24 protein-coding genes and 1 other RNA gene are annotated in these 23,266 nt (G+C 28.5%); 9 read left to right on the forward strand and 16 right to left on the reverse strand.

Annotation, left to right across the window (positions count from 1 at the left end; genetic code table 11):
- Window positions 1-207 precede the first annotated feature (207 nt).
- From Q0733_RS01850 to Q0733_RS01880, 7 genes are all read right to left on the reverse strand, one after another.
- The gene (locus tag Q0733_RS01850; protein ID WP_298778229.1) at window positions 208-360 is read right to left on the reverse strand and encodes a DUF4295 domain-containing protein; all 153 of its coding nucleotides are present in this window, start codon (window positions 358-360) and stop codon (window positions 208-210) included.
- Between the two features lie 52 nt (window positions 361-412).
- Entirely contained in the window at window positions 413-595 is a 183-nt protein-coding gene (rpmG, locus tag Q0733_RS01855; RefSeq protein WP_298778231.1) for a 50S ribosomal protein L33, read from the reverse strand.
- 24 nt (window positions 596-619) lie between these two features.
- Entirely contained in the window at window positions 620-859 is a 240-nt protein-coding gene (gene rpmB / locus Q0733_RS01860; protein WP_298778233.1) for a 50S ribosomal protein L28, read from the reverse strand.
- An 80-nt stretch (window positions 860-939) separates the two neighbouring features.
- Window positions 940-2,184, reverse strand: a complete 1,245-nt coding sequence (locus Q0733_RS01865; RefSeq protein WP_298778235.1) for a competence/damage-inducible protein A — start codon at window positions 2,182-2,184, stop codon at window positions 940-942.
- Between the two features lie 67 nt (window positions 2,185-2,251).
- Window positions 2,252-2,860: a fumarylacetoacetate hydrolase family protein gene (locus tag Q0733_RS01870; protein ID WP_298778237.1), complete on the reverse strand. Its 609-nt coding sequence runs from the start codon at window positions 2,858-2,860 to the stop codon at window positions 2,252-2,254.
- A 57-nt stretch (window positions 2,861-2,917) separates the two neighbouring features.
- The gene (purU, locus tag Q0733_RS01875; RefSeq protein WP_298778242.1) at window positions 2,918-3,787 is read right to left on the reverse strand and encodes a formyltetrahydrofolate deformylase; all 870 of its coding nucleotides are present in this window, start codon (window positions 3,785-3,787) and stop codon (window positions 2,918-2,920) included.
- Between the two features lie 65 nt (window positions 3,788-3,852).
- Window positions 3,853-4,692 carry a 1,4-dihydroxy-2-naphthoyl-CoA synthase gene (locus Q0733_RS01880; RefSeq protein ID WP_298778244.1) on the reverse strand — a complete coding sequence of 280 codons (840 nt, stop codon included), beginning with the start codon at window positions 4,690-4,692 and terminating at the stop codon, window positions 3,853-3,855.
- Window positions 4,693-4,765: 73 nt separating this feature from the next.
- Between Q0733_RS01880 and Q0733_RS01885 the strand changes: the two genes are divergently transcribed.
- Window positions 4,766-5,923: an alpha/beta hydrolase-fold protein gene (locus Q0733_RS01885; RefSeq protein WP_298778246.1), complete on the forward strand. Its 1,158-nt coding sequence runs from the start codon at window positions 4,766-4,768 to the stop codon at window positions 5,921-5,923.
- Between the two features lie 36 nt (window positions 5,924-5,959).
- On the opposite strand, the gene Q0733_RS01890 is transcribed toward Q0733_RS01885, so the two are convergent.
- The 4 genes from Q0733_RS01890 to ffs all read right to left on the reverse strand — a co-directional run bounded on the left by Q0733_RS01890 (window position 5,960) and on the right by ffs (window position 9,182).
- Entirely contained in the window at window positions 5,960-6,415 is a 456-nt protein-coding gene (locus Q0733_RS01890; RefSeq protein WP_298778249.1) for a DNA-binding protein, read from the reverse strand.
- The gene (gene menD / locus Q0733_RS01895; protein WP_298778251.1) at window positions 6,415-8,073 is read right to left on the reverse strand and encodes a 2-succinyl-5-enolpyruvyl-6-hydroxy-3-cyclohexene-1-carboxylic-acid synthase; all 1,659 of its coding nucleotides are present in this window, start codon (window positions 8,071-8,073) and stop codon (window positions 6,415-6,417) included. Before menD ends, Q0733_RS01890 begins: the two co-directional genes overlap by 1 nt.
- A gap of 96 nt (window positions 8,074-8,169) precedes the next feature.
- A complete protein-coding gene (gene fsa / locus Q0733_RS01900) occupies window positions 8,170-8,823 on the reverse strand; it encodes a fructose-6-phosphate aldolase (RefSeq protein WP_298778254.1) in 654 nt (217 codons plus the stop codon).
- Between the two features lie 260 nt (window positions 8,824-9,083).
- Window positions 9,084-9,182: signal recognition particle sRNA small type (ffs, locus tag Q0733_RS01905), an RNA gene on the reverse strand.
- A 174-nt stretch (window positions 9,183-9,356) separates the two neighbouring features.
- Here ffs and Q0733_RS01910 point away from each other — a divergent pair.
- Genes Q0733_RS01910 through Q0733_RS01925 form a run of 4 tightly spaced genes read left to right on the forward strand, consistent with a single transcriptional unit; the run spans window position 9,357 to window position 14,441 of the window.
- On the forward strand, window positions 9,357-9,875 hold the full coding sequence (locus Q0733_RS01910; protein ID WP_298778257.1) for a DUF4199 domain-containing protein: 519 nt from the start codon (window positions 9,357-9,359) through the stop codon (window positions 9,873-9,875).
- A 36-nt stretch (window positions 9,876-9,911) separates the two neighbouring features.
- A complete protein-coding gene (locus Q0733_RS01915; protein ID WP_298778259.1) occupies window positions 9,912-10,868 on the forward strand; it encodes a glycosyltransferase family 2 protein in 957 nt (318 codons plus the stop codon).
- Window positions 10,869-10,896: 28 nt separating this feature from the next.
- Window positions 10,897-12,612: a phospho-sugar mutase gene (locus tag Q0733_RS01920; RefSeq protein ID WP_298778262.1), complete on the forward strand. Its 1,716-nt coding sequence runs from the start codon at window positions 10,897-10,899 to the stop codon at window positions 12,610-12,612.
- Window positions 12,612-14,441, forward strand: a complete 1,830-nt coding sequence (locus Q0733_RS01925) for an ABC transporter ATP-binding protein (protein ID WP_298778265.1) — start codon at window positions 12,612-12,614, stop codon at window positions 14,439-14,441. The genes Q0733_RS01920 and Q0733_RS01925 overlap by 1 nt, the downstream gene beginning before the upstream one ends.
- A 6-nt stretch (window positions 14,442-14,447) precedes the next feature.
- Here Q0733_RS01925 and Q0733_RS01930 read toward each other — a convergent pair whose 3' ends face one another.
- Window positions 14,448-15,245, reverse strand: a complete 798-nt coding sequence (locus Q0733_RS01930; RefSeq protein WP_298778268.1) for a glycosyltransferase — start codon at window positions 15,243-15,245, stop codon at window positions 14,448-14,450.
- Window positions 15,246-15,376: 131 nt separating this feature from the next.
- Window positions 15,377-16,801, reverse strand: coding sequence for an HD domain-containing protein (locus Q0733_RS01935; RefSeq protein WP_298778270.1), 1,425 nt, complete (start codon window positions 16,799-16,801; stop codon window positions 15,377-15,379).
- Window positions 16,802-17,371: 570 nt separating this feature from the next.
- On the opposite strand from Q0733_RS01935, the gene Q0733_RS01940 reads away from it, so the two are divergent.
- Entirely contained in the window at window positions 17,372-19,003 is a 1,632-nt protein-coding gene (locus tag Q0733_RS01940; RefSeq protein WP_298778271.1) for an LTA synthase family protein, read from the forward strand.
- A 32-nt stretch (window positions 19,004-19,035) separates the two neighbouring features.
- Here the strand turns inward: Q0733_RS01940 and Q0733_RS01945 are convergent, their stop codons facing one another.
- From Q0733_RS01945 to Q0733_RS01955, 3 genes are read right to left on the reverse strand one after another with little or no spacing between them, the layout of a single operon-like run.
- Window positions 19,036-20,058 carry a Stealth CR1 domain-containing protein gene (locus Q0733_RS01945; protein WP_298778273.1) on the reverse strand — a complete coding sequence of 341 codons (1,023 nt, stop codon included), beginning with the start codon at window positions 20,056-20,058 and terminating at the stop codon, window positions 19,036-19,038.
- Window positions 20,003-20,752: a glycosyltransferase family 2 protein gene (locus Q0733_RS01950; protein ID WP_298778275.1), complete on the reverse strand. Its 750-nt coding sequence runs from the start codon at window positions 20,750-20,752 to the stop codon at window positions 20,003-20,005. The genes Q0733_RS01945 and Q0733_RS01950 overlap by 56 nt, the downstream gene beginning before the upstream one ends.
- Before the next feature lie 15 nt (window positions 20,753-20,767).
- Window positions 20,768-21,583, reverse strand: a complete 816-nt coding sequence (locus tag Q0733_RS01955) for a 2,3,4,5-tetrahydropyridine-2,6-dicarboxylate N-succinyltransferase (protein WP_298778276.1) — start codon at window positions 21,581-21,583, stop codon at window positions 20,768-20,770.
- A 173-nt stretch (window positions 21,584-21,756) separates the two neighbouring features.
- Between Q0733_RS01955 and ruvX the strand changes: the two genes are divergently transcribed.
- The 3 genes from ruvX to Q0733_RS01970 are packed head-to-tail and all read left to right on the forward strand — an operon-like array spanning window position 21,757 to window position 23,253.
- On the forward strand, window positions 21,757-22,167 hold the full coding sequence (gene ruvX, locus Q0733_RS01960) for a Holliday junction resolvase RuvX (protein ID WP_298778280.1): 411 nt from the start codon (window positions 21,757-21,759) through the stop codon (window positions 22,165-22,167).
- A 51-nt stretch (window positions 22,168-22,218) separates the two neighbouring features.
- Window positions 22,219-22,806: a peptide deformylase gene (def, locus tag Q0733_RS01965; RefSeq protein ID WP_298778282.1), complete on the forward strand. Its 588-nt coding sequence runs from the start codon at window positions 22,219-22,221 to the stop codon at window positions 22,804-22,806.
- A 30-nt stretch (window positions 22,807-22,836) separates the two neighbouring features.
- On the forward strand, window positions 22,837-23,253 hold the full coding sequence (locus Q0733_RS01970) for a DUF5606 domain-containing protein (RefSeq protein ID WP_298778283.1): 417 nt from the start codon (window positions 22,837-22,839) through the stop codon (window positions 23,251-23,253).
- Window positions 23,254-23,266: the final 13 nt, after the last annotated feature.

Here is a 23,266-nt window from a genome sequence, read left to right on the forward strand (position 1 = left end):
GGGTTGGTCAAATTGTCATTAAAGTTGCTATCGTAAACTATTGAAGCTTTCTTAGAGCTTTAAAAAATATCGATTGTAAAAGCACAACTTTTTCCTTATATTTTTTTGTAGATAAAAGGAATGCTCAAAAATACGCAATTATAAAGCACAAAAAAAACTACTTTCTAAAATTAGAAAGTAGTTTTAATATATTTTATATTTTTTAACTTATTTCTTTGCTAAAAAATCATTCACTGCAGAAGGGTCCATAATAGATTCTACAAATGTATAAGCCCCAGATTTTGGAGACTTTACCATTTTTATAGCTTTAGTTAATCTTTTTGAAGATGTCTGTAACGATGCAACTGTTTTCTTTGCCATGATATAGTATTTTTAATCTATGTACTCTATTCTGAGTTCTAGATAGTTTAAATTATTTAATTTCTTTGTGAACAGTCATTTTCTTTAAGATAGGATTGAATTTTTTAATTTCCATTCTATCTGGAGTGTTCTTTTTGTTCTTAGTTGTAATGTATCTAGAAGTACCTCTTTGACCTGATGCTTTATGCTCTGTACATTCTAAAATTACCTGAACTCTGTTTCCTTTTTTTGCCATCTCTGTATAATTTTATAGCTTGGATTATTTTGTTAAAAAACCGTTAGCTCTTGCTTCTTTTATTACTGCAGAAATTCCTTTTCTGTTAATATTTTTTAAAGCAGAAGCAGATATTTTTAAAGTAATCCACTTATCTTCTTCTGGAATATAAAAACGCTTTGTCATTAAATTAGCGTCAAACCTTCTTTTGGTTCTATTCATGGCATGAGAAACATTGTTTCCTACCATTGCTTTTTTTCCTGTTAATTCACAAACTCTAGACATCTTCTTACAGTTTTTATAGTATTATCTCTAAACGAGGTGCAAATCTACAAATAATTCTAATTGTGAACAAAACAATTTTACTAATTTTTTAATATTTCTTTTTGTAAAATTTCTAAAGATTTATTTACTGTTTTATCAATTACCCTTCCTCTTGGTTTTCCAAAATTAAATTCTTCTACAATTATCTCTTTATCTGTTGCAATAGCAATAAAAACAACACCTACACTTTTATCCGTTTCATCCGTTGTTGGCCCAGCATTGCCTGTAACTGCTACCGCATAGTTTGTTTGTAATTTTTCTTTGGCATTTTTTGCCATTTCTACAGCTACTTCTTTACTAACAACTGTATATTTTTTTATCACTTCAGAAGAAACATTTAATAAATTAATTTTTACTTCTTTAGAATATGCAACAATACTTCCTTTAAAATAATTGGATGAACCAGGAATTGAAACTAAAGCTGAAGCAATTTTCCCTCCAGTTACACTTTCTGCAGTACAAACTGTTTTACCTTTTTCTGCCAACAACTGTCCTACTCTTTTTTCAATGGTTCCTCCATCATCAATTCCAGTTATAATATCAGGAATTATTTTATATAATTTTACAATTTGTTCTTGTAAACTATCTTCAATCAGTTTTTTATTTTCGCCTTTGGCGGATAAACGTAAACGAACTTTACCATAATTTGGTAAATAAGCTAGTTTTATAAATGATGGTAAATTATTTTCGAAACCTTCAATTCTCTCTGCTAAAGAACTTTCACCCAAACCATACGTTAAAATAGTTTTATGAATAATAAATGGCAACTTAAATTCTTGTTGAATTTTAGGTAATACTTTCTCAGTCATTATGCCTTTCATTTCATTGGGCACCCCTGGTAAGGAAACAAAAACAGTATTATTTTCATTAAACCACATTCCTGGAGCAGTACCAAAATTGTTTTTTAAATAAGTGGCTTTAGTGGGTATCATCCCTTGTAAACGATTTAATTCACCAAAAGGAATCTTATATTTTGCAAACAATTCTTTAATATGATTTACAACATCTTTATTCAATGTTAAAGTGTCATTAAAAAACTCTGCAATAGTATGTTTTGTAATATCGTCTTTTGTAGGCCCTAATCCTCCAGTAATAATAACGATATCCACTCTTTCTTGAGCTTCTTTAAAAGCGTTTAAAATATGTTGCTTATCATCTTGAATAGAAGAAATTTGATATACAGAAACTCCAATTTTATTCAACTCAGTTCCTATCCATTGAGAATTTGTGTCTACGATTTGACCAATTAAAATCTCATCTCCTATAGTTATTATTTCTGCTTTCATTTTTTATAAAGTTGCTAAATTTCAGAATTCAAAATCAAATTTTGAAACCTTGAAGCTAATTAATATACTATTTCACTCTAATTTTAAAAGCTTCTTTACCTTCAATAACTCCTTTTAAAACATCATTTTCAACAACTTTTCCAACTCCTGAAGGAGTTCCTGTAAAAATAACATCTCCTTTTTTTAAGGTAAAATATTGAGAAACATAAGAAATTAATTCATCAGTTTTCCAAAGCATAGCATTTGTATTTCCATCTTGAACAACCTCATCGTTCTTATATAATTGAAACTTTAAATTCTCTAAATCGAATTGTTCTTTTGGGTAAAACTCACCAATAAATGCACTTCCGTCAAACGCTTTTGCTTTTTCCCAAGGCAACCCTTTTTCTTTGCATTTTGCTTGTACATCTCTTGCTGTAAAATCGATTCCTAATCCAATTTCATCATAATATTTATGAGCAAACTTAGCATCTATATGCTTACCTACTTTATTTATTTTTACTAAAACCTCTACCTCATAATGTACATCATCAGAAAAAGGCGGAATAAAAAATGGATTTTTTCTTGGTAAAATAGCAGAATCTGGTTTTAGAAAAACAACAGGGTTTTCTGGTCTTTCGTTTGCTAATTCTTTTATGTGTTTTGCGTAATTGCGCCCAATGCAAATTATTTTCATATTCAATTAAGAATTGTTAATTACATATTTAAGATAGTAGATTCCATATAATTTATTCTACTCTCCAGCTTCTGGAAAAACAATCGCTTTATTTCCTGAAACAATTATTTGATTTTGCAAATGACTTTTTACCGCTCTTGCCAATACCAACCTTTCAATATCGGCACCAATTCTTTTTAACGTTTTTAGTGTACTTTCATGTGTAACTGGCTCTACGTCTTGCTCTATAATTGGCCCTTCATCTAAATCTTCTGTTGCGTAATGAGCAGTTGCTCCAATTAATTTTACACCTCTGTCGTAAGCTCTTTTATACGGGTTTGCACCTTGAAAAGCTGGTAAAAAAGAATGATGAATATTTATAATCTTATCTGGATAATGATTGATAAAATTTGATGACAAAATTTGCATATACCTTGCCATAATAATTAAATCTATTTCATTAGCATCTAACAAATTAATAACTTGAGATTCCTGTTCTTGCTTTGTACTTTTAGTTACAGGTAAGTAATGATAAGGAATTCCAAACATATCTGCTATAGGTCTTAACTTATCATGGTTACTAATAATCATTTTAATATTACATACTAAGCTTCCTTCTCTATGGCGCTCTAATAAATCATATAAGTTATGACTTGTATGAGATACCATAATGGCTACGTTTTGTTTTTTATCGCCGTAATTAACAGACCATTTAAACTGTAAAGGTTCTGCTAATTCCATAAAGTTTTCCTCTAACTCTTTTTTAGAGATTTCTGTTCCATCTGCGTTCAAACGAATTCTCATAAAATATTTGTCTTCAATTGAATTTACATATTGCTGACAACTTAAAATATTGAATCCTTTTTCAAAAAAAAAGCTGGTAATTTTTGCTACCAAACCTTTTTGATCTGGACATTTTATTAAAAAAGTTACTACTTGTGATTTCATTCTAATTAATTTTTAATTACAAATACTGATAATTCGTAATTTTTAATTTTATATATAGTAATTGATTATGGTATCCATTTTTTAGGAAAATTTGGTTTTCTTTTTTCAAGAAAAGCATCTCTTCCTTCTTTTGCTTCATCTGTCATATATGCCAACCTTGTTGCTTCTCCTGCAAAAACTTGCTGACCAACCATACCATCATCAGTTAAATTCATTGCAAATTTTAACATTTTTATAGATGTTGGACTTTTTTCTAAAATTTCTTGCGCCCATTGGTAAGCAGTACTTTCTAATTCTTCATGAGGGATTACAGCATTTACCATTCCCATTTCATAAGCCTCTTGAGCATTATAATTTCTTCCTAAAAAGAAGATTTCACGTGCTTTTTTCTGACCTACCATTTTTGCTAAATACGCAGAACCATAACCACCGTCAAAAGAAGTTACATCTGCATCTGTTTGCTTAAAAATTGCGTGTTCTTTTGACGCTAAAGTTAAATCGCAAACTACGTGTAAACTATGTCCGCCACCAACTGCCCAACCAGGAACTACACAAATAACGGCTTTTGGCATAAACCGAATTAACCTTTGAACCTCTAAAATATTTAGTCTATGATAACCATCGTCTCCAACATAACCTTGATGCCCTCTTGCTTTTTGATCTCCACCAGAACAAAAAGAATAAATTCCGTCTTTTGTACTTGGTCCTTCTGCAGAAAGTAAAACAACTCCAATATTTACATCTTCGCCAGCATCATAAAAAGCGTCATACAATTCTTTGGTTGTTTTTGGACGAAAAGCATTTCTAACATTTGGTCTGTTAAAAGCTATTCTTGCAATTCCATTGCATTTTTTATATGTAATATCTTCATATTCTTTGGCTGTTTTCCATTCTGGTTGTATCATATTTTTGTATTTTAGTCGTTCTTATTATTACAAATCAAAATGTAATAGTCTACAAAAATAAACAATCTAACTTATGATAAAGAAAACGCTGACATTAATATTTACTCTTTTTTGTTTCATTGGTTTTTCTCAAAAAATCATTAATAAAAAATTAGAATCAGATATTTTAGAAACCGACAGAAATATAAAAATCTATATTCCTGAGGGATATGAAAAAGATAGCATTAAAAATTATCCTATTTCTATTGTATTAGACGAAGAATATTTGTTTGATGTATATGTTGGAAACTCGGTATTATTTGCAAAAAAAGACAAAGCACCTAAACAAATTATTGTTGGTGTATCTATGGAAAAAACAAAAGGAAAAGACATTTCTTTTGATGTAAACTCAGGCGGATTAACCACTAGTTCCAAAAATTTTTATAGTTTTTTAATAGATGAAGTATTGTTCTATATGGAAAGTAATTATAGAACATCTCCTTTTATTACTATGGTTGCTCAAGGATATTCTGCTAATTTAATTACTCATTTTTTACAAGAACCTTCTGCTTTTATCAATTCTTACATTTGTATAAACCCTAGTTTTTCTGATTATATAGGCCAACAACTACAATCGTATAATTTACCTAGATTAGAAAAAGAAGACAATACTTTTTACTATTATCTTAACAACTCTAGTTCTTTATCTCCCCAAAAACAAACTAAAATAGACCAAGTTCAATCAGGTTTATCTGCTTTAAAAATTAAAAACGTGAATATTGTTGCAGATAAATTGACTACATCTAGTTCAATTTCTGCCATTGGTGAAGCGATTCCGAGAGCATTAACTAAAATATTTGAAATCTACTCCGCAATTTCTAAAGAGGAATATGAAAAAAATATAAAAGATTTAAATCCTTTGGATGCCATTACCTATTTAGAAAATAAATATTTAGAAATCGAATTTCTATTTGGAAGCGATTTAGGTATTAGAGAAAAAGATATTTATGCTATTGAAAAAATTATTATCGAAAAAGAAAACGGTGATCGTTTACGTGATTTTGGCAAAATGATTCTAAAATTATTTCCTGCCTCTCATTTAGGCGATTATTATATTGGTAAATATTACGAAACAGGAAACATGTATAAAAAAGCCCTAAAACATTATAAAATAGGTTATGGCAAAATGGATCCATCAGACCCAAATGTTGATGCTTTTTATGAAAACATTTTAAGAATTGGAGGTCAATAAACCACTTAACTAAAATAAAAATCCTCTACTTTACTACTACTCTTTTATCAATTCTATTCTATCTTCTTTAATGGCAATTAGTTTTTGTTTGTATAAATTTCCAACAGCTTTTTTAAATGCTTTTTTGCTCATTTTCATATGAAAACGAATAGAATCTGGAGAGCTTTTATCAGTTAACAAAATAAAACCTTCTCTACTATCTTTTAATTTTTGAAGCACTTTTTCCACATCAGAACCTATTACGTTTCTAAAACCTTGGGGTCTTAAAGAAACATCTATTTTACCATCTTCTCTAATATTTTTGATATAACCAGTAACTTCCATGTTTTCTTCTAAATCCTCAAAAACCTCACTTCTAAATAACAAGCCATCAAACTCGTCATTAATTAAAACGGTATAACCTAAATTTGTTTCTGTTTCAATAATCAATTGCACTTTATCTCCTTCTACTAAATTCATTTCTCTTTCTTGAGAATCTTCTTGTAAATCCATTATTGTATATATTTAAAATAATCTTTTAATAATAAGTAATTTTCTTCACTTGGTGTAAAAATTTCTAACATTTTTGGTTTTTCAGATACTTCAAAAAATGCACTCAATTGATCATTTACAGTTTCTGTTGAAAATGCTTTTTGATACTCAAAACTATGCATTTTACACAAATATTCAGCGGTTAAACAATGCGGAGTTTCAAAGTATTTTAAAGCATTTGTTGATGATGGTCCAGGAATGATTTTAAAAATTCCACCACCTGAATTATTGATTAAGATAATTCTAAAATTATTAGGAATATTCTTATTCCACAAAGCATTAGAGTCATAGAAGAAACTTAAATCTCCAGTAATAAAAACTGTTTGATTTTTAGTAGCAAAAGCAGCGCCAATTGCAGTACTTGTACTACCATCAATACCGCTTGTTCCTCTATTACAAAAAACACGTAATGAATCTTTTATACTAAATAACTGCGCATATCTAATTATTGAACTATTACTAATTTGTAATTGACAATAATTAGGAATACTCTCTAAAACTTGTTCAAAAACTTTAAAGTCTGAATGTTCTAATTTTGATAAATACTCCTTGTGTTTTGTTCTTTTTTTATCACGAACCTGCAACCATTTCGATTGGTAAGTGCTTTCTTTTTTTGTGATGATTTTATTAAATTTTAAAAAGAAATCTACAGGTTTGGTTTGTATAAATTCCGACAAACAAAAAAATGTGTTTGTCGCTTTTTTCTCATCAATATTCCAGTGATGTTTTGGTTGATATGCTCTTAAAAATTGTTTTATTTTTTTAGAAACAATCATACCTCCAAAAGTTATAAGTACATCTGGTTGCAAATCTTTAAATTGAGTTTCATTCAAAGAAAAAATTAACTGATCTATCGAGTTAATGGCTTTTTTATGATGTAGATTTGATGTAGTTTCTGTTAAAATTAATACAGAATCATCTTCTGCATATAAATCTATTAAATTGTGTAATTCCTCATCAGGATAATTTACACCTACTAAAATCATTTTCTTTTCTGCAACACTCCAAATTTTAGATAATTCATCATAATTAATATGAAAATTATCTAAAGAACTCATAGAAATATTAGGAAAATGAAATTCTTGCAACTCATCTACAGTTTTATACAAAGGTTCATCAAAAGGAACATTTATATGAACGGGACCTTTTTTAGAAGTTGCCAATTGCAATGCTTCTCCAATTAATTGTGAATTTCTGGTTTTAAATTTTTCGTTTTCAACCAAATTTGCTGAAAACAAAATATGATTTTCAAACACATTTTCTTGACGAATAGTTTGTCCATCACCAATATCAATTAAGTGTTTTGGTCTATCGGCAGAAATTATTACCAAAGGAATATTACTATAAAAAGCTTCTGCAATTGCAGGATAATAATTTAACAAAGCAGAACCAGAGGTACACAAAACAGCTACAGGTTTTTGGGTTTGCTGTGCAATACCTAAAGCAAAAAAAGCAGCACTTCTTTCATCTACAATACTTAAAGTTTTGATTTCTGGATGATTAGAAAAACCAATTGTTAAAGGTGCATTTCTAGAACCAGGAGAAATTACAACTGTATCAATAAAAAATTGATGACAAGCTGAAATTACAAGCTGCGCTAAGGGTTTCTTTGGATACATTTAGTATAATTGCAAAGTCTAAAAATTATAAAGTCGTAAAGTTAAAAACATCAATTTAAGGCTTTGTAACTTTACGACTTTATAATTTTTACTCTTTTAATTCCCATTTTGATAATCTGCTAAAAACTTAGCCAAACCACTATCTGTTAATGGATGTCTTAACAAACCTTCAATAGCACTTAAAGGACCGGTCATAACATCAGAGCCTAGTTTTGCACAATCAATAATATGCATTGTATGGCGTACAGAAGCTGCTAAAATCTGAGTTCCAAAACAATAATTGTTATAGATTTGACGAATCTCTGCAATTAAGTTTAAACCATCTGTAGAAATATCATCTAATCTACCAATAAAAGGCGACACATAAGTTGCTCCTGCTTTTGCAGCCAATAATGCTTGACCTGCCGAAAACACTAACGTAACGTTTGTTTTAATCCCTTTTGAAGAAAAATATTTACATGCCTTAACACCATCTTTTATCATTGGTAATTTTACCACAATTTGCGGATTTAAAGCCGCTAAAGCTTCACCTTCTCTCACCATTCCTTCAAAATCTGTAGAAATTACTTCTGCAGAAACATCTCCATCTACCAACTCACAAATTGCTTTGTAGTGGTTTATAATATTTGCCTCCCCAGTTATTCCTTCTTTTGCCATTAAAGATGGGTTTGTAGTAACTCCGTCTAAAATACCTAAAGCTTGCGCTTCTTTAATTTGCTCTAAATTTGCTGTATCTATAAAAAATTTCATTTGTAAATATTTACGTGTTATATTTTATTTTTAGGGCATTCCCCAAGGGTCGGGCTTTTTGTACTCGCTTTTTGTTCATTCTTCACAAAAGAGCTCAAACAAATGCTACAATCCCTAATGCAAAGATAGTTACTCCTTATTATTATTGGGTAATAACAATAACTATTTATTGACCATTTATAAACAATTGAGTATTAATAATTTTAAGAAGAAAAGTAATATTTATAGAGGCTTAATAAAACGAAACTTTAGGGCACAAAAAATGGCAAGCTATCTACATCACACTGCTACAACCTAATACCCTTGCTGCGTTCCCACCCTGGGGGATTCAAAGGGAGCTAGTTGTGTAGGACTTGCCGCTGCAAATTTACAATAGATTTTTATTCTAGCAATTAAAAAAAGAATTATTTTTTTGTAACAAATTCAATAAGTTGAATACTAATGAATTGTTTAGATAGATTACAAACTTTATAAAAAAGAAAAACTATCTAAATGAAATGAATATATTTGTATAACTAACTAAAATAAAAAAAATGGAAAATCAAGCAAATAGCAAAAGTATTATTTTAAATTATGGATTATATTATGGATTAGTATCAGTAATATTAAGTTTAATAATGTATGCATTAGGAATGCACTTAGAGCAAAATATTGTACAGATGCTTTTGGGTTTTGCTATTATGATAGCTTTTATAATTTTAGCTTCAAAAAAGTTTAAAAATGATAATGGAGGTTTTATGTCTTGGGGTCAAGGTGTAAAAATTGGAATGGGAATAATTCTAATTGGAATAATCATATCAGCATTATATACATATCTTTTTACTTCTTTTATAGAACCAGACTTTAAAAATCAAATAATCGAAAAATCTATAGTTCAATGGGAAGATGCTGGTATGTCATCTGATCAAATAGAAATGTCTCTAAAAATGACAGAAGATTATTTTTATCTTTCTTTATTTGGAGGTATGGTAATTGGAGGTCTAGTTTTAGGTTTTATATTCTCTGCAATTACTTCTGCAATTATAAAACATACTGAAGAAGAAACTTACTAGAAACCTAAAAGTTAATTAAACTTTATTACAAAAAACATGAATATTTCGGTAGTAATACCACTTCTTAACGAAGAAGAATCTTTACAAGAATTACACGATTGGATTGCAAAAGTTATGCAATCCAATCGTTATTTATATGAAATTATTTTTATTGATGATGGTAGTACAGATGCTTCTTGGAATGTTATCCAAAAATTATCAGAACAAAATAATTCGGTAAAAGGAATTCGTTTTCAAAAAAACTACGGTAAATCTCAAGCTTTAGATGCTGGTTTTGAATTAGCGCAAGGTAAGGTTGTAATAACTATGGATGCTGACTTACAAGACAATCCAGATGAAATACCTGAGTTATATAACTTAATTATAAATGAAAATTTCGATTTAATTTCTGGATGGAAAAAGAAACGTTTTGATAATGTAATTACCAAAAACATACCCTCAAAATTATTTAATACAGCTGCCAGAAAAACATCAGGTTTAAAATTACATGATTTTAACTGTGGCTTAAAAGCCTATAAAAATGAAGTAATAAAAGCCGTAAAAGTTAGTGGAGAAATGCACAGATACATTCCTGTTTTAGCAAAAAACGAAGGTTTTAATAAAATTGGAGAAAAAGTAGTACAACATCAAGCTAGAAAATATGGAGAAACCAAATTTGGGATGGATCGTTTTATTAATGGTTTTTTAGATTTAATTACCATTTCATTTCTTTCTAAATTTGGTAAAAGACCAATGCACATATTTGGTCTTTGGGGTACTTTTATGTTCATATTTGGAACAACTTTAGCTTTCTATATTGGCGTTACAAAAATTTACAAATTATATAACGGCATAAAAACGATTTTGGTAACAGATAACCCTTGGTTTTACATAGCCTTAACCTCAATGGTTTTAGGAACCCTGTTATTTGTTGCAGGTTTTATTGGAGAACTTGTAATTAGAACCAAAAAAGAAGAAAAACACTATAAAGTAAAGGAAAAACTCAATTTCTAAACATTATCTTTACATTTTATTTTTTACTATGGACAATATTTTAAACAAAGCAAAACAATGGTTAACCCCAACCTTTGATATTGAAACTCAAACAGAAGTTAAAGCTTTAATTGATTCAAAATCTGATGATTTAGCAGACAGATTCTATAAAGATATGGAGTTTGGAACTGGTGGTATGCGTGGAGTAATGGGCGCAGGGACTAACAGAATTAACAAATATACACTTGGTAGGGCTACACAAGGTTTATCAAATTACTTAATAAAAAACATACAAACAGAACAAATAAAAGTTGTTATCGCTTACGATTGTAGACACAATAGTAAAAAATTTGCAAAAGTAGTTGCTGATGTTTTTTCAGCAAACAACATAAAAGTATTTTTATTTGAAGACTTGCGTGCAACTCCAGAATTATCTTTTGCTGTAAAACACCTAAGCTGTGATGCCGGTATTGTTTTAACGGCCTCCCATAATCCACCAGAATATAATGGTTACAAAGTTTATTGGGCTGATGGCGGACAAATTGTACCTCCACATGACAGTGGCATTATTGGTAATGTAAATTCGTTAGATTTTTCTGAAATTAAGTTTGATGCAAATGATAATTTAATTGAAATTATTGGTAAAGATGTTGATGAGGCTTTTATTGAAGCTTCTGTAAAAAACGGTTCTTTATCTGAGAAAATTGATAGAGAAAATTTAAAAATTGTATTCACTTCTTTACACGGAACTTCAATTGTTTCTGTACCTGATGCGTTAGCAAAAGCGGGTTATACTGATGTTCATATTGTTGAAGAGCAAAGAGTACCTAATGGTAATTTTCCAACTGTTAAATCTCCAAATCCAGAAGAGCCAGAAGCCTTAGAAATGGCTACTAATTTAGCTAACAAAATTGGCGCTGATATTGTTATTGGCACCGATCCAGATTGTGATCGATTAGGTGTGGCTATCAGAGATTTAGACGGCAATATGAAGTTGATGAATGGAAACCAAACCATGGTTGTAATGACAGGTTTTTTATTAAAAAAATGGAAAGAAGAAGGCAAATTAAATGGAAAACAATTTGTAGGTTCTACAATTGTTTCTTCGGAGTTGGTAAATGATGTTGCTGCAAATTATAGTGTTGAAACTAAAGTTGGCTTAACTGGCTTTAAATGGATAGCTAAAATGGTTAGGGACTCTCCGGAACTAGATTTTATTGGTGGTGGTGAAGAAAGTTTTGGTTATATGGTTGGTGATTTTGTAAGAGATAAAGATGCTGTTACCGCCACTCTTTTAGCTTGTGAAGTTGCTGCATTTGCAAAACAAAACGGTAGTTCTTTTTATGAAGAATTATTAGATATTTATGTAAATAATAAATTTTATAAAGAACATTTAATTTCTATCACTAAAAAAGGAATGGATGGTGCTGCAGAAATACAACAAATGTTGAGTGACATGCGTAACAATCCATTAACAGAAATTGATGAAGAAAAAATTGAATCACTTTCGGATTACCAAGCATCAACTAAGAAAAATTTAATTACTGGTAAGGTTACCAATATAGATTTACCTAAATCTAATGTTTTAATTTATCAAACAGCAAAAGGTACAAGAATAGCTGCAAGACCTAGTGGAACTGAACCTAAAATTAAATTCTATTTTAGTGTAAATTCTTCTTTAGATTCAAAAGAAAATGCAGAAAAAGTAGAAGCTGAATTAGATGTTAAAATTCAAAGAATTATTAAAGAAATGAAATTGAATTAATGGGATATTTTAAAGACATTTTAAAATACGAGAAAAAGTATAGAAAGTTTACAGTATTAAATATTGTCTTTAATATTTTCTACGCTATTTTTAATGTTTTATCTGTTTTAGCTTTTATTCCTGTTTTAGGAATTCTTTTTGAGAGGGAACAAAAAGTTTCTATAAAGCCTGTTTATGAAGGAATTGGAAATGCTGGAGACTTTATAAAAAACAATTTCTATTATTTTATTTCTCAGAAAATTGATAATGATGGTAATATAAAAACACTGGTTTTTATTTGTTTATTAGCATTGTCATTATTTTTTCTAAAAAACTTTTTTAGATATTTAGCTTCTTATGTAATTACTTTTTTAAGAACAGGTATTGTCAAAGATTTACGCGATAATTTGTATAGTAAAATCGTAGAATTACCTCTTTCGTATTTTACAGAAAAACGAAAAGGAGACATTATTGCACGTATGACTTCTGATGTACAAGAAGTAGAAAATTCAATTTTAAGTTCTGTACAAGTTATTGTTAGAGAACCTTTAACTGTAATTATTTCGATCTCTATAATGCTCTATATGAGTTTACAATTAACGCTCTTTGTTTTTATTTTACTACCTGTTTCTGGTTTTATTATTTCCTCAATTAGTAAAAAATTAAAATCTAAATCAAAAAAGGCACAAAAGGAAACTGGTAATTTTCTTTCTTTTATAGAAGAAACATTATCTGGTTTAAGAATTATAAAAGGTTTTAATGCAGAAAAAGTTATTGAAGATAAATTTATAACATCAACCCAAAATTTTAAGAAACTTACAACTAGTGTTTTTCACAGACAAACATTGGCCTCACCAATGAGTGAATTTTTAGGTTCTGCAACAATTATTGCCATTCTTTGGTATGGAGGTTCTGAAGTTTTATCTAACACTAGCGCTTTACAACCTGATGAATTCTTTGGGTATATTGTGTTGTTTTACACAGTTTTAAATCCTATTAAATTAATTACCACAACATTTTACAACATTCAAAAAGGAGAAGCCTCAGCAGAAAGAATCATGTCTGTCTTAAATACAGAAAACAGCATAAAAGACAAACCAAACGCAACAATTAAAGAAGATTTTAATAATCAAATTGAATTCAGAAATATTTCATTTAAATATAAGGATGAATTTGTTTTAGAGAATTTTTCTTTAACGATTAACAAAGGGGAAACTGTTGCATTAGTTGGGCAATCTGGAAGTGGAAAATCTACATTAGCAAACCTAATAACTCGTTTTTATGATGTTAATAAAGGGGAGGTAATCATCGATGAAAATAACATTAAAGACATTACTAAAAAATCTTTACGTGATTTAATGGGAATCGTTTCGCAAGATTCAATTCTATTTAATGATGCAATTGCGAACAACATTAAATTAGGAACGCAAAATGCAACAGATGAAGCTATTTTAGAAGCTGCAAAAATTGCAAATGCAGATGAGTTTATTCAGAACTTGCCAAATAAATACAATACAAATATTGGTGATAGTGGAAACATACTTTCTGGCGGACAAAAACAACGTTTATCTATTGCTAGAGCTGTTTTAAAAAATCCGCCGATAATGATTTTAGATGAAGCAACTTCTGCTTTAGACACTGAATCTGAACAATTGGTGCAAGTTGCTTTAGAAAAAATGATGCAAAATAGAACTTCGTTAGTTATTGCTCACAGATTATCTACTATTCAAAAAGCTGATAAGATTGTTGTTATGAAAAAGGGTAAAATTGTTGAACAAGGAAAACATGACGAATTACTTGCCAAAAAAGGCGAATATTTTAAATTGGTTTCTATGCAGAGTTTGAGTTAAGTTTTATTAATTGATTTTTTTTAATCCATTTAAACAGAAAAAATCATTTTTCTCTATTTTCTTTTTTAAAACATTTTTATTAAATTTCAAATCTTCTTGAGAATATTTACCTTTATGATAAAGGTGATATACTATTGCTTTATTTTTTACGGACTTTTCTTTTATTTTTATACATTTAAGTCTCCATTCCACATCATTATCCTCTCCAACAGCTGCTCTAACATAATCTTCATCAAAACCATTTATCATTAATAAAGTCTTTTTTGATATACCCCAATTACAACCTATCAACCATTTTTTATTACTCTTATAAGATAAATTAAAATATGGGCTGTAAAAACCATTTTTTTTCTTCTCGCTTTTAGAAAATAAAATATTTAAAAAATTTAATGTTTTTAAATTAAGAGTCATTTTTAAATGTGTGGTAATTTTTTCAGAAAGCATTACTCTTCGTCCTTTTAATACTGCTTGTTCTTCAAAATTATTTAAATAAGATTTTATAAAATGTTTATGAGGTACACAATCTCCATCAATAAAAATCAAAAAAGTACCATTAGCAACTTTTACAGATTTGTTTAACATTTTATTTTTCCTAAAACCTAAATCCTCATTTTGATGTGTATGTTTTATTATAAAAGTATAGCTGTTTTTAGCTTCTTTTAAAAAAACAAATGTTTCTTCGTTATAATCATCCTCTGAAACAATAACTTCAAATTTTTTTACACTTTGGTTTTCTAAAGCCAAAAAAATTAGCTTGAGATTTTCTAAATTTTTGTAATATGAAATAATTACGGAAAACTTCATTCTATTTACTATTAAAAAAATATTTATAAAAAGCTAATTTAGTAATTATGTGTTTGAAGGAAAACCCTTAATATTTGCTTTGACAAATTACAAAAAAACACATTTTTTAATTAAAATATAGGCTTATAAAATTAGATAACTACACTTAACCCAAGTCCCTGCCCCTTTTCAATCATAAAATCATAAGAAGCTTGGTGTTCATTAGGTATTTTTCCATCTAAAATAGCTTCTTTTATTGCTTCTTTTATTTGACCAATTTCTCTACAAGGCTTTAAGTTAAAAGCTTTCATAATTTCCTCTCCAGTAACTGGTGGTTGAAAATTACGCACTTTATCTCGTTCTTCAACTTCTTTTATTTTAGAACGAACAACTTCAAAATTTTGATGATATCTTTTAAACTTCTTTGGATTTTTAGTAGTAATATCTGCCTCACATAAAGTCATTAAGGAATTAATATCATCACCAGCATCAAAAACTAAACGTCTTACAGCAGAATCTGTAACATCCGAAGCTAAAACAATTGGTCGTGAACTTAAGAGTACCATTTTTTGAACAAACTTCATCTTATTATTCAAAGGCATTTTTAATCGCTTAAATAATTTATATACCATTTTAGAACCTACAAATTCATGAGCATGAAAAGTCCATCCAACTTTTTTACTGAACTTTTTGGTTGGTGCTTTTCCAATATCATGCAGTAAAGCAGCCCAACGCAACCAAAGATCATTTGTGTTTTCGCAAATATTATCTACAACCTCTAAAGAATGGTAAAAATTATCTTTATGTTTTTGCCCTTCAACTTCCTCTACTCCTTTTAATGCAACTAACTCAGGTAAAATTTGCTTTAATAAGCCTGTTTTTTCTAATAATAAAAAACCTATTGATGGTTTTATTGATGATAAAACTTTATTCAATTCATCAATAATCCTTTCTCTTGTAATTATTTTTAATCTGTCTGAATTTTTAGAAATCGCATCCAAAGATGTTTTTTCAATCTTAAAATTTAATTGAGTTGCAAAACGAATTGCACGCATCATTCTCAAAGGATCATCAGAATAAGTAATATCTGGGTTTAAGGGCGTTCTTATAATCTTATCTTTTAAGTCTTTAATTCCATTAAAAGGATCTAAAAGCGTTCCAAAATCATCTTGGTTCAAACTTAAAGCAAGTGCATTTATAGTAAAATCTCTCCTATTTTGGTCATCTTGCAATGTACCTTCCACAACCTCAGGGTTCCTACTATCCTCTGTATAAGATTCTTTCCTTGCGCCAACAAATTCTATCTCAATATCTTTATAACGTAACATTGCTGTTCCGTAAGTTTTAAAAACTTGAACCTTAGGTTTATTAGCTAATAAACTAGCAACTTTTTCTGCTAATTCAATTCCACTTCCAACTGCAACAACATCTATATCTTTTGCTGTACCTCTTTTTAAAAAAAAATCACGCACAAAACCACCAATTACATAACTTTTAATTTGTAATTGCTGAGATGCGGTTGAGATTGTACTAAATATTTCTGACGAAATTGCTTCTTGATGGAATTGATTTTGCATTTATTTTAAACTCTTAAGACCCAAATGATATTTTCATCATTATTTATAATAGTTGATGATTTAGTGTTTAATCTATTTTGTGGTAAATTTACTATATAATAAACACCTTGCAAAATTGGATTCATTATTTATTAAAATGAATAATAACATTTTAATAAATAGTAAAAATAGTACCTTTGATTTTTTTATACTAAAAGTATGTTTTTAAAAATTCCGAATTATATAAAATACATTTTTATAAATGTATTTTCTCTTTTTGTTTTCGTTCTTTTTTTTAGATTTTTTTTCTATCTTTTTTTTGCTAATTTAGATACTGCAGATTTTAAAGAAACAGAAAAGGCTATTTTATTAGGTATTCGTTTTGACTTGAGATTATCTATCCTTAGTTTTTCTCCTCTAGCTATATTAGTTTTAATTACAAACTATAATTTTTTTGAAAATATTATTTATAAAAAAATAGCGAATTTTTATTTAGTTTTAACATACTTAATCCTTACTGTTTTTTACTTATTTGATTTTGGTTATTATGAATATTTAATTATTCGGTTAGATGCTTCTTCTCTACGTTTCTTGAGTAATTTAAAAACATCAACTCAGGTTTTAATTGAGAGTTATCCTATTTACAAAGGTCTTTTTAGTTTAATTATTTTATCTTTCATTATTTATAAATTTTCTAGTTTCTTATATAGATCATTATCAAAAACAAATCAAAAAATAACAAAAAAATTAAAAGCAGTTTTTTTTACATTTACGTTTCTTTTTTTATCTTTTGGTATTTATAATAGTGTTACACATTATCCTTTAAGGTGGAGTGAAGCTTTTTTCTCAAAAAACAATTCAGTGAATCAATTTGCTTTAAATCCTGTTTTATATTTTTTTGACAGTTTTGCTTTTAGAAGTGAAGGTTTAGATACAGAAAAGTTCCAAACTTATTATCCGGTAATTGCAAAACATTTAAATCTATCCTTAGACACAATAAATTTTGAACAGAAAGTAATTTTTAAAGAACCATATAAAGAAAAACCTAATCTGATTTTTGTAATGTTAGAGTCAACAGGAACAGCATCTATGAGTTTCTACGGTAATCCATTAAATAGTACTCCAAAAATGGACTCGATAATTAAAAAAAGTTTAAGTTTTTCAAAATTTTACGTTCATAAACCTGGAACCGCTGGAAGTGTTTTTGCTAGCATTACAGGATTACCAGATATTGAAGATGTTAAAACAGCTTCAAGAAATCCTTTGATTATTGACCAACGTATTATTTTTGATCAAATCAAAGGATATGAAAAATCGTATTTTATTGGAGGTTCTGCTAATTGGGCTAATATAAGAGGTGTTTTTCAATCAAACATAAAAGGATTAAAAATTTATGAAGAAGGTCTTTTTGAAGAAGAAAACAGAGCAGATGTTTGGGGAATTGATGATTACGACTTATTTAAAGAAGCAGATAAAAAATTAAAAAAATTACATGATGAAGGAAAACCATTTGTTACTTACATACAAACAGCAACAAATCATATGCCTTTTACAGTACCAGATAAAAAAGAAAGCTACACACCTATTTTAAAAGATGATATTAACGAAAAAACATTACTTTCAGGAGGGTTTAGATCTTTAGGCCAACTTAACGCAATCCGTTATTTAGATTTTAATATTGCCCGTTTTTTAGAAAGAACTAAAGAGTCTGGCTATTACGAAAATTCTATTTTTGTGTTTTTTGGAGATCATAGAGGAGGAATGAAAAAATTAAATTTCTTAAAAGATAATGAAAATGATTTAGGGATTCAAGTACATCATGTTCCATTTTTTATTAATGCTCCAAAATACATAAAACCTCAAATTATAGATAAGTATGCTAAATTAATTGATATTTTTCCTACTGCAACAAGTTTAGCAAAAATTGATTATACAAACTACACTTTAGGAAGGAACCTATTAGACACTACCATAATAAATACTGCAGCTTTTGTTTACATTCAAAACAAAGGGGAAAAAGCTGTTGGCCTAATAAAAGATGGACATTACTATGAAAAAACAAATATCTCCCAAAAAGCAAGTTTGTTTAATTTAAAATCAAAAATAATTAAAGATATCAAACTAGATAAACCAAATATTACAAAGCAAATGGACAGTCTTTTATCTGCATATTATCATACAACTAAGTATTTATATTTTAACAATAAGAAAGTATCTAAATAGCAATTTTTTATTGATTTATAATTTCCATTTAATCAATTGTATTTATTAGAAAGCCATTTTTTTATGAAACTTAATTTTTCTTCAGAGCACTGGTCTAAACTTTGCAAGCATAAAAAAAGTTTATTTTTGTCTTTTTCTGATCTTTTAAGTTTACTTTTTATCCACCAAAAAGGTTTGTTATAATTTTGAAAATAAACTAATTGATAATCACCTTTTAAAACAACAGTCTTATTTTTTATTTCTATATGATTTGCCAAAGTCTGAAATAAAAACTGATTACCATTTCTTAATTTATATTTTATATTATTAACTCTAATCGTCTCGTTTTTGTTGAAAAAAATCTCTAAAGTAGATTTTCTTATAGGTTGCCCAGTATGATGAAATTTAAAATATTTTTTAAAACCACTTAGTTTTGCCCCATTTTGTTGTGCAATTTTATGTCCATTTTTTTTTGCCCCATATTTACCTTGAAAAAAATACCTGATTTTTTTTATAAAAATATCTTCACTAAATTTTTTCCACTTTCCTCTTAGTATAGGGTATCCATCAATAAAAAAATCATTTACATTGGTTTCTTTTAATAACATAATATCATCATTAAAGTAAATAAAATGCTCTGCTAAATTAGGTATTTTAGAAAGCTGAGTTTCTATAGATCTACTATTAAAAGTAGGTAAATATTGGTTATAACCTTCAAAAATAGTTTTATGATCGACAATAAAAACACTTGAAAACTCTTTTCCCGATTTTTCATTACCTTTTAAGAAGTCAGGAACCTGATTATCAGTAACTATATAAATATTTCTAACGAATTTAGCATATTTTAAAATAGATTTTACAGTAAACTCAATTTCATTCACTTGTCCAAATCTCATTTTAATAGATTTTTTATCAAATGAAGTAGTATTGTTCTTTAAATAATTTTCAATTTTCTTTTTGTGTACAGGATCGTTTCCATTCACCCAAGTAATTACAGCATCTACAACAATATTCTCCATCTTAACTAATCTTTTTATTGAGTAACCACAACTTAACGTACCTTGTAAAAACTCCATAAGCTTGTGTTTTTGCAACCAAAAACCCAGTAAAACCATCTAAAAACCCAAGACGAATTACATAATGTATAAAAAACCTAACAACAGGTTTTATTATTATATGATAAATATTTACTTTTTTCTTTTTTTCATGTAATTGCTTAGCTCTTAGAGCAGCATAATGATTTAATTTTGAAATATAATGATCGTAATTTCTATATGAAAAATGATCAATTTTACCTTTAAAAAAACCTAGTTCACCATTTGTTTTTATGGTTTCATGAACAACTCCTTGATATTTACATTCTGTTTTTAAAAACAAACGAACTACTTTATCTCTTTGCCAACCAGAATAGTTAATTTTTTTTCCAGCAAAATAAAAAGTTCTTCTAACATAAAACCCTACACAACCATTAGGGTTTTTAACAGCTTCTAAAATTTCTTTTTCTACTTCTGACGTTACACGTTCATCGGCATCTAAAATGTAAATCCAATCATGTTTGGCTTTTTGAATAGCAAAGTTTTTTTGAGAAGAAAAATCATCAAACTTTCGCTTGATGATTTTTACATTTAATTTCTCTGCTATTTCTAGTGTTTTATCTGTACTATAAGAATCTATAACAATAATTTCATCTGCAAAACCCACTGATTTTATAGCTTCTTCTATATGAATTTCTTCATTTAAAGTAGGAATAATTGCAGTAATTTTTGTCATAGCTTTTTTTAAATCTTAAACAGCAACATCGTATTCACGAAGCGCATCGTTTAAAGAGGTTTTTTTGTTTGTACTCTCTTTTCTTTTTCCAATAATTAACGCACATGGTACATTGTATTCACCTGCAGCAAACTTTTTAGTATAACTTCCTGGTATTACTACAGAACGAGGTGGAACAGCACCTTTTGTTTCCACTGGTACATCACCAGTAACATCAATAATTTTAGTACTCATAGTTAACACAACATTAGCTCCTAAAACAGCTTCTTTACCTACCCTAACACCTTCTACAACAATACATCTAGAACCAATAAAAGCACCATCTTCTATAATAACAGGGGCGGCTTGTAAAGGCTCTAAAACACCACCAATACCTACACCTCCTGAAAGATGAACGTTTTTACCAATTTGTGCACAAGAACCTACAGTTGCCCAAGTATCAATCATAGTCCCTTCATCTACATAGGCACCAATATTTACGTAACTTGGCATTAAAATAGTACCCGCAGAAAGATAAGAACCTTGACGAGCGGAAGCTCCAGGAACCACACGAACTCCCTGTGCTTCATAGTCTGTTTTTAAAGGCATTTTATCATGATATTCAAAAATACCAGCTTCTAATGTTTGCATTTTTTGTATTGGAAAATATAAAACTACCGCTTTTTTTACCCATTCGTTTACTTGCCAACCATCTGTAGTAGGTTCTGCAACTCTTAACTCTCCTTTATCTAATAAATCAATAACTTTTCTAATCGTATTAATCGTGTTCTCTTCTTTTAATAACTCACGATTATTCCAAGCTGACTCTATGATTTCTCTAATTTCTTCCATGATAATAATTTAGTTTTTGCAAATATAAATTGAATATAAAAAACCAAGGCGAATATATGTTTTTTTAAACAGATATCCATCCTTTGTTAAAAATACAAAGACTACAATGCTTTAATTTATTAAAATTTAATTATTTAAAGTATAAACTTTATTTTTGTATAAAAATATTTATTTTGGGGAGAATTTTAGCCATTGACTTTGGAAAAAAAAGAACAGGAATAGCAATTACAGACGAACTACAAATTATAGCATCTGGATTAACTACTGTTTTTACCGAAGACTTAATAACTTTTTTAAAAGACTATGTTTTGAAAGAAAAAGTTGAGCTTTTTTTAGTTGGAAAGCCAAAACAGATGGATTATTCTGATAGTGAAAGTGAAGCTTTAATTATTCCTTTTTTAAAAGAATTATCAAAAAAAATACCGCAAATACCTGTACAAAGAGTTGATGAGCGGTTTACATCTAAAATGGCATTTCAAACTATGATTGATGGTGGATTAAAAAAAAATCAACGAAAAAACAAAGCTTTAATTGATGAAATTAGCGCAACTATAATTTTACAATCGTATTTATACAGTAAATAATTTTATACGCTAACCAAACTTTGTATTATTGCATTCGTAAAAAATTAAAAAATGATTTTACCAATTGTTGCTTATGGAGATCCTGTTTTAAGAAAAATAGGAAAAGAGATAGATAAGGATTATCCTAATTTATCAGAATTAATTACTAACATGAAAGAAACAATGTACAATGCCTCTGGTGTTGGGTTGGCTGCGCCTCAGATTGGTAAAGCAATTCGTTTGTTTTTAATTGATGCTTCTCCTTTTGCTGAAGATGAAGATTTATCTGAAAAAGATAGAGAAGCTTTAAAAACATTTAACCATGTTTTTATAAATGCTAAGATAATTAAAGAAGAAGGTGAAGAATGGACTTTTAATGAAGGGTGTTTAAGTATTCCTGATGTTAGAGAAGATGTAAAACGTCAACCCAAAATTACAATTGAATATCAAGATGAAAACTTTAAAAAGCACACAAAAGTTTTAGATGGCTTAGCTGCAAGGGTTTTTCAACATGAATATGACCATATTGAAGGGGTATTATTTACAGACAAACTTTCATCACTTAAAAAACGATTGATTAAAAAGAAATTGGAAAATATTTCTAAAGGGAAAATAAATGCAGATTATAGAATGCGTTACCCAAAACTAAAAAATAAATAAAATCTTTAAAATAAGATAAAAAACATATACATGGAATTTAATAAAATTATTTCTGTTTCTGGTAAACCAGGGTTATACCAAGTAATGTCTCAATCTAAAAACGCTATAATTGTAGAAGCTTTAGCAGATCAAAAACGATTGGCAATTAACTCTACACAAAATGTAAGTTTATTAGAAAACATTGCGATATATACTTATGAAGAAGACATTCCTTTATTAACTATTTTCAAAACAATGTTTGAAAAAACGGAAGGAAAAGAAGCAATATCTCACAAAGAAAGTGGAAAAAAATTAACTGCTTTTTTTGCTGAAGTACTACCAAATTATGATGATGAAAGAGTGTACACATCAAATATTAAGAAAGTAATACAATGGTTTAACATTTTAGTTACTGCAGGTATGGATTTTTCTAAAACTGAAGCTTCTCAAGAAGAAACTGAAAGTTAATAATACCATTTTA

Source organism: uncultured Polaribacter sp., assembly GCF_947500975.1.
Lineage (GTDB): Bacteria > Bacteroidota > Bacteroidia > Flavobacteriales > Flavobacteriaceae > Polaribacter.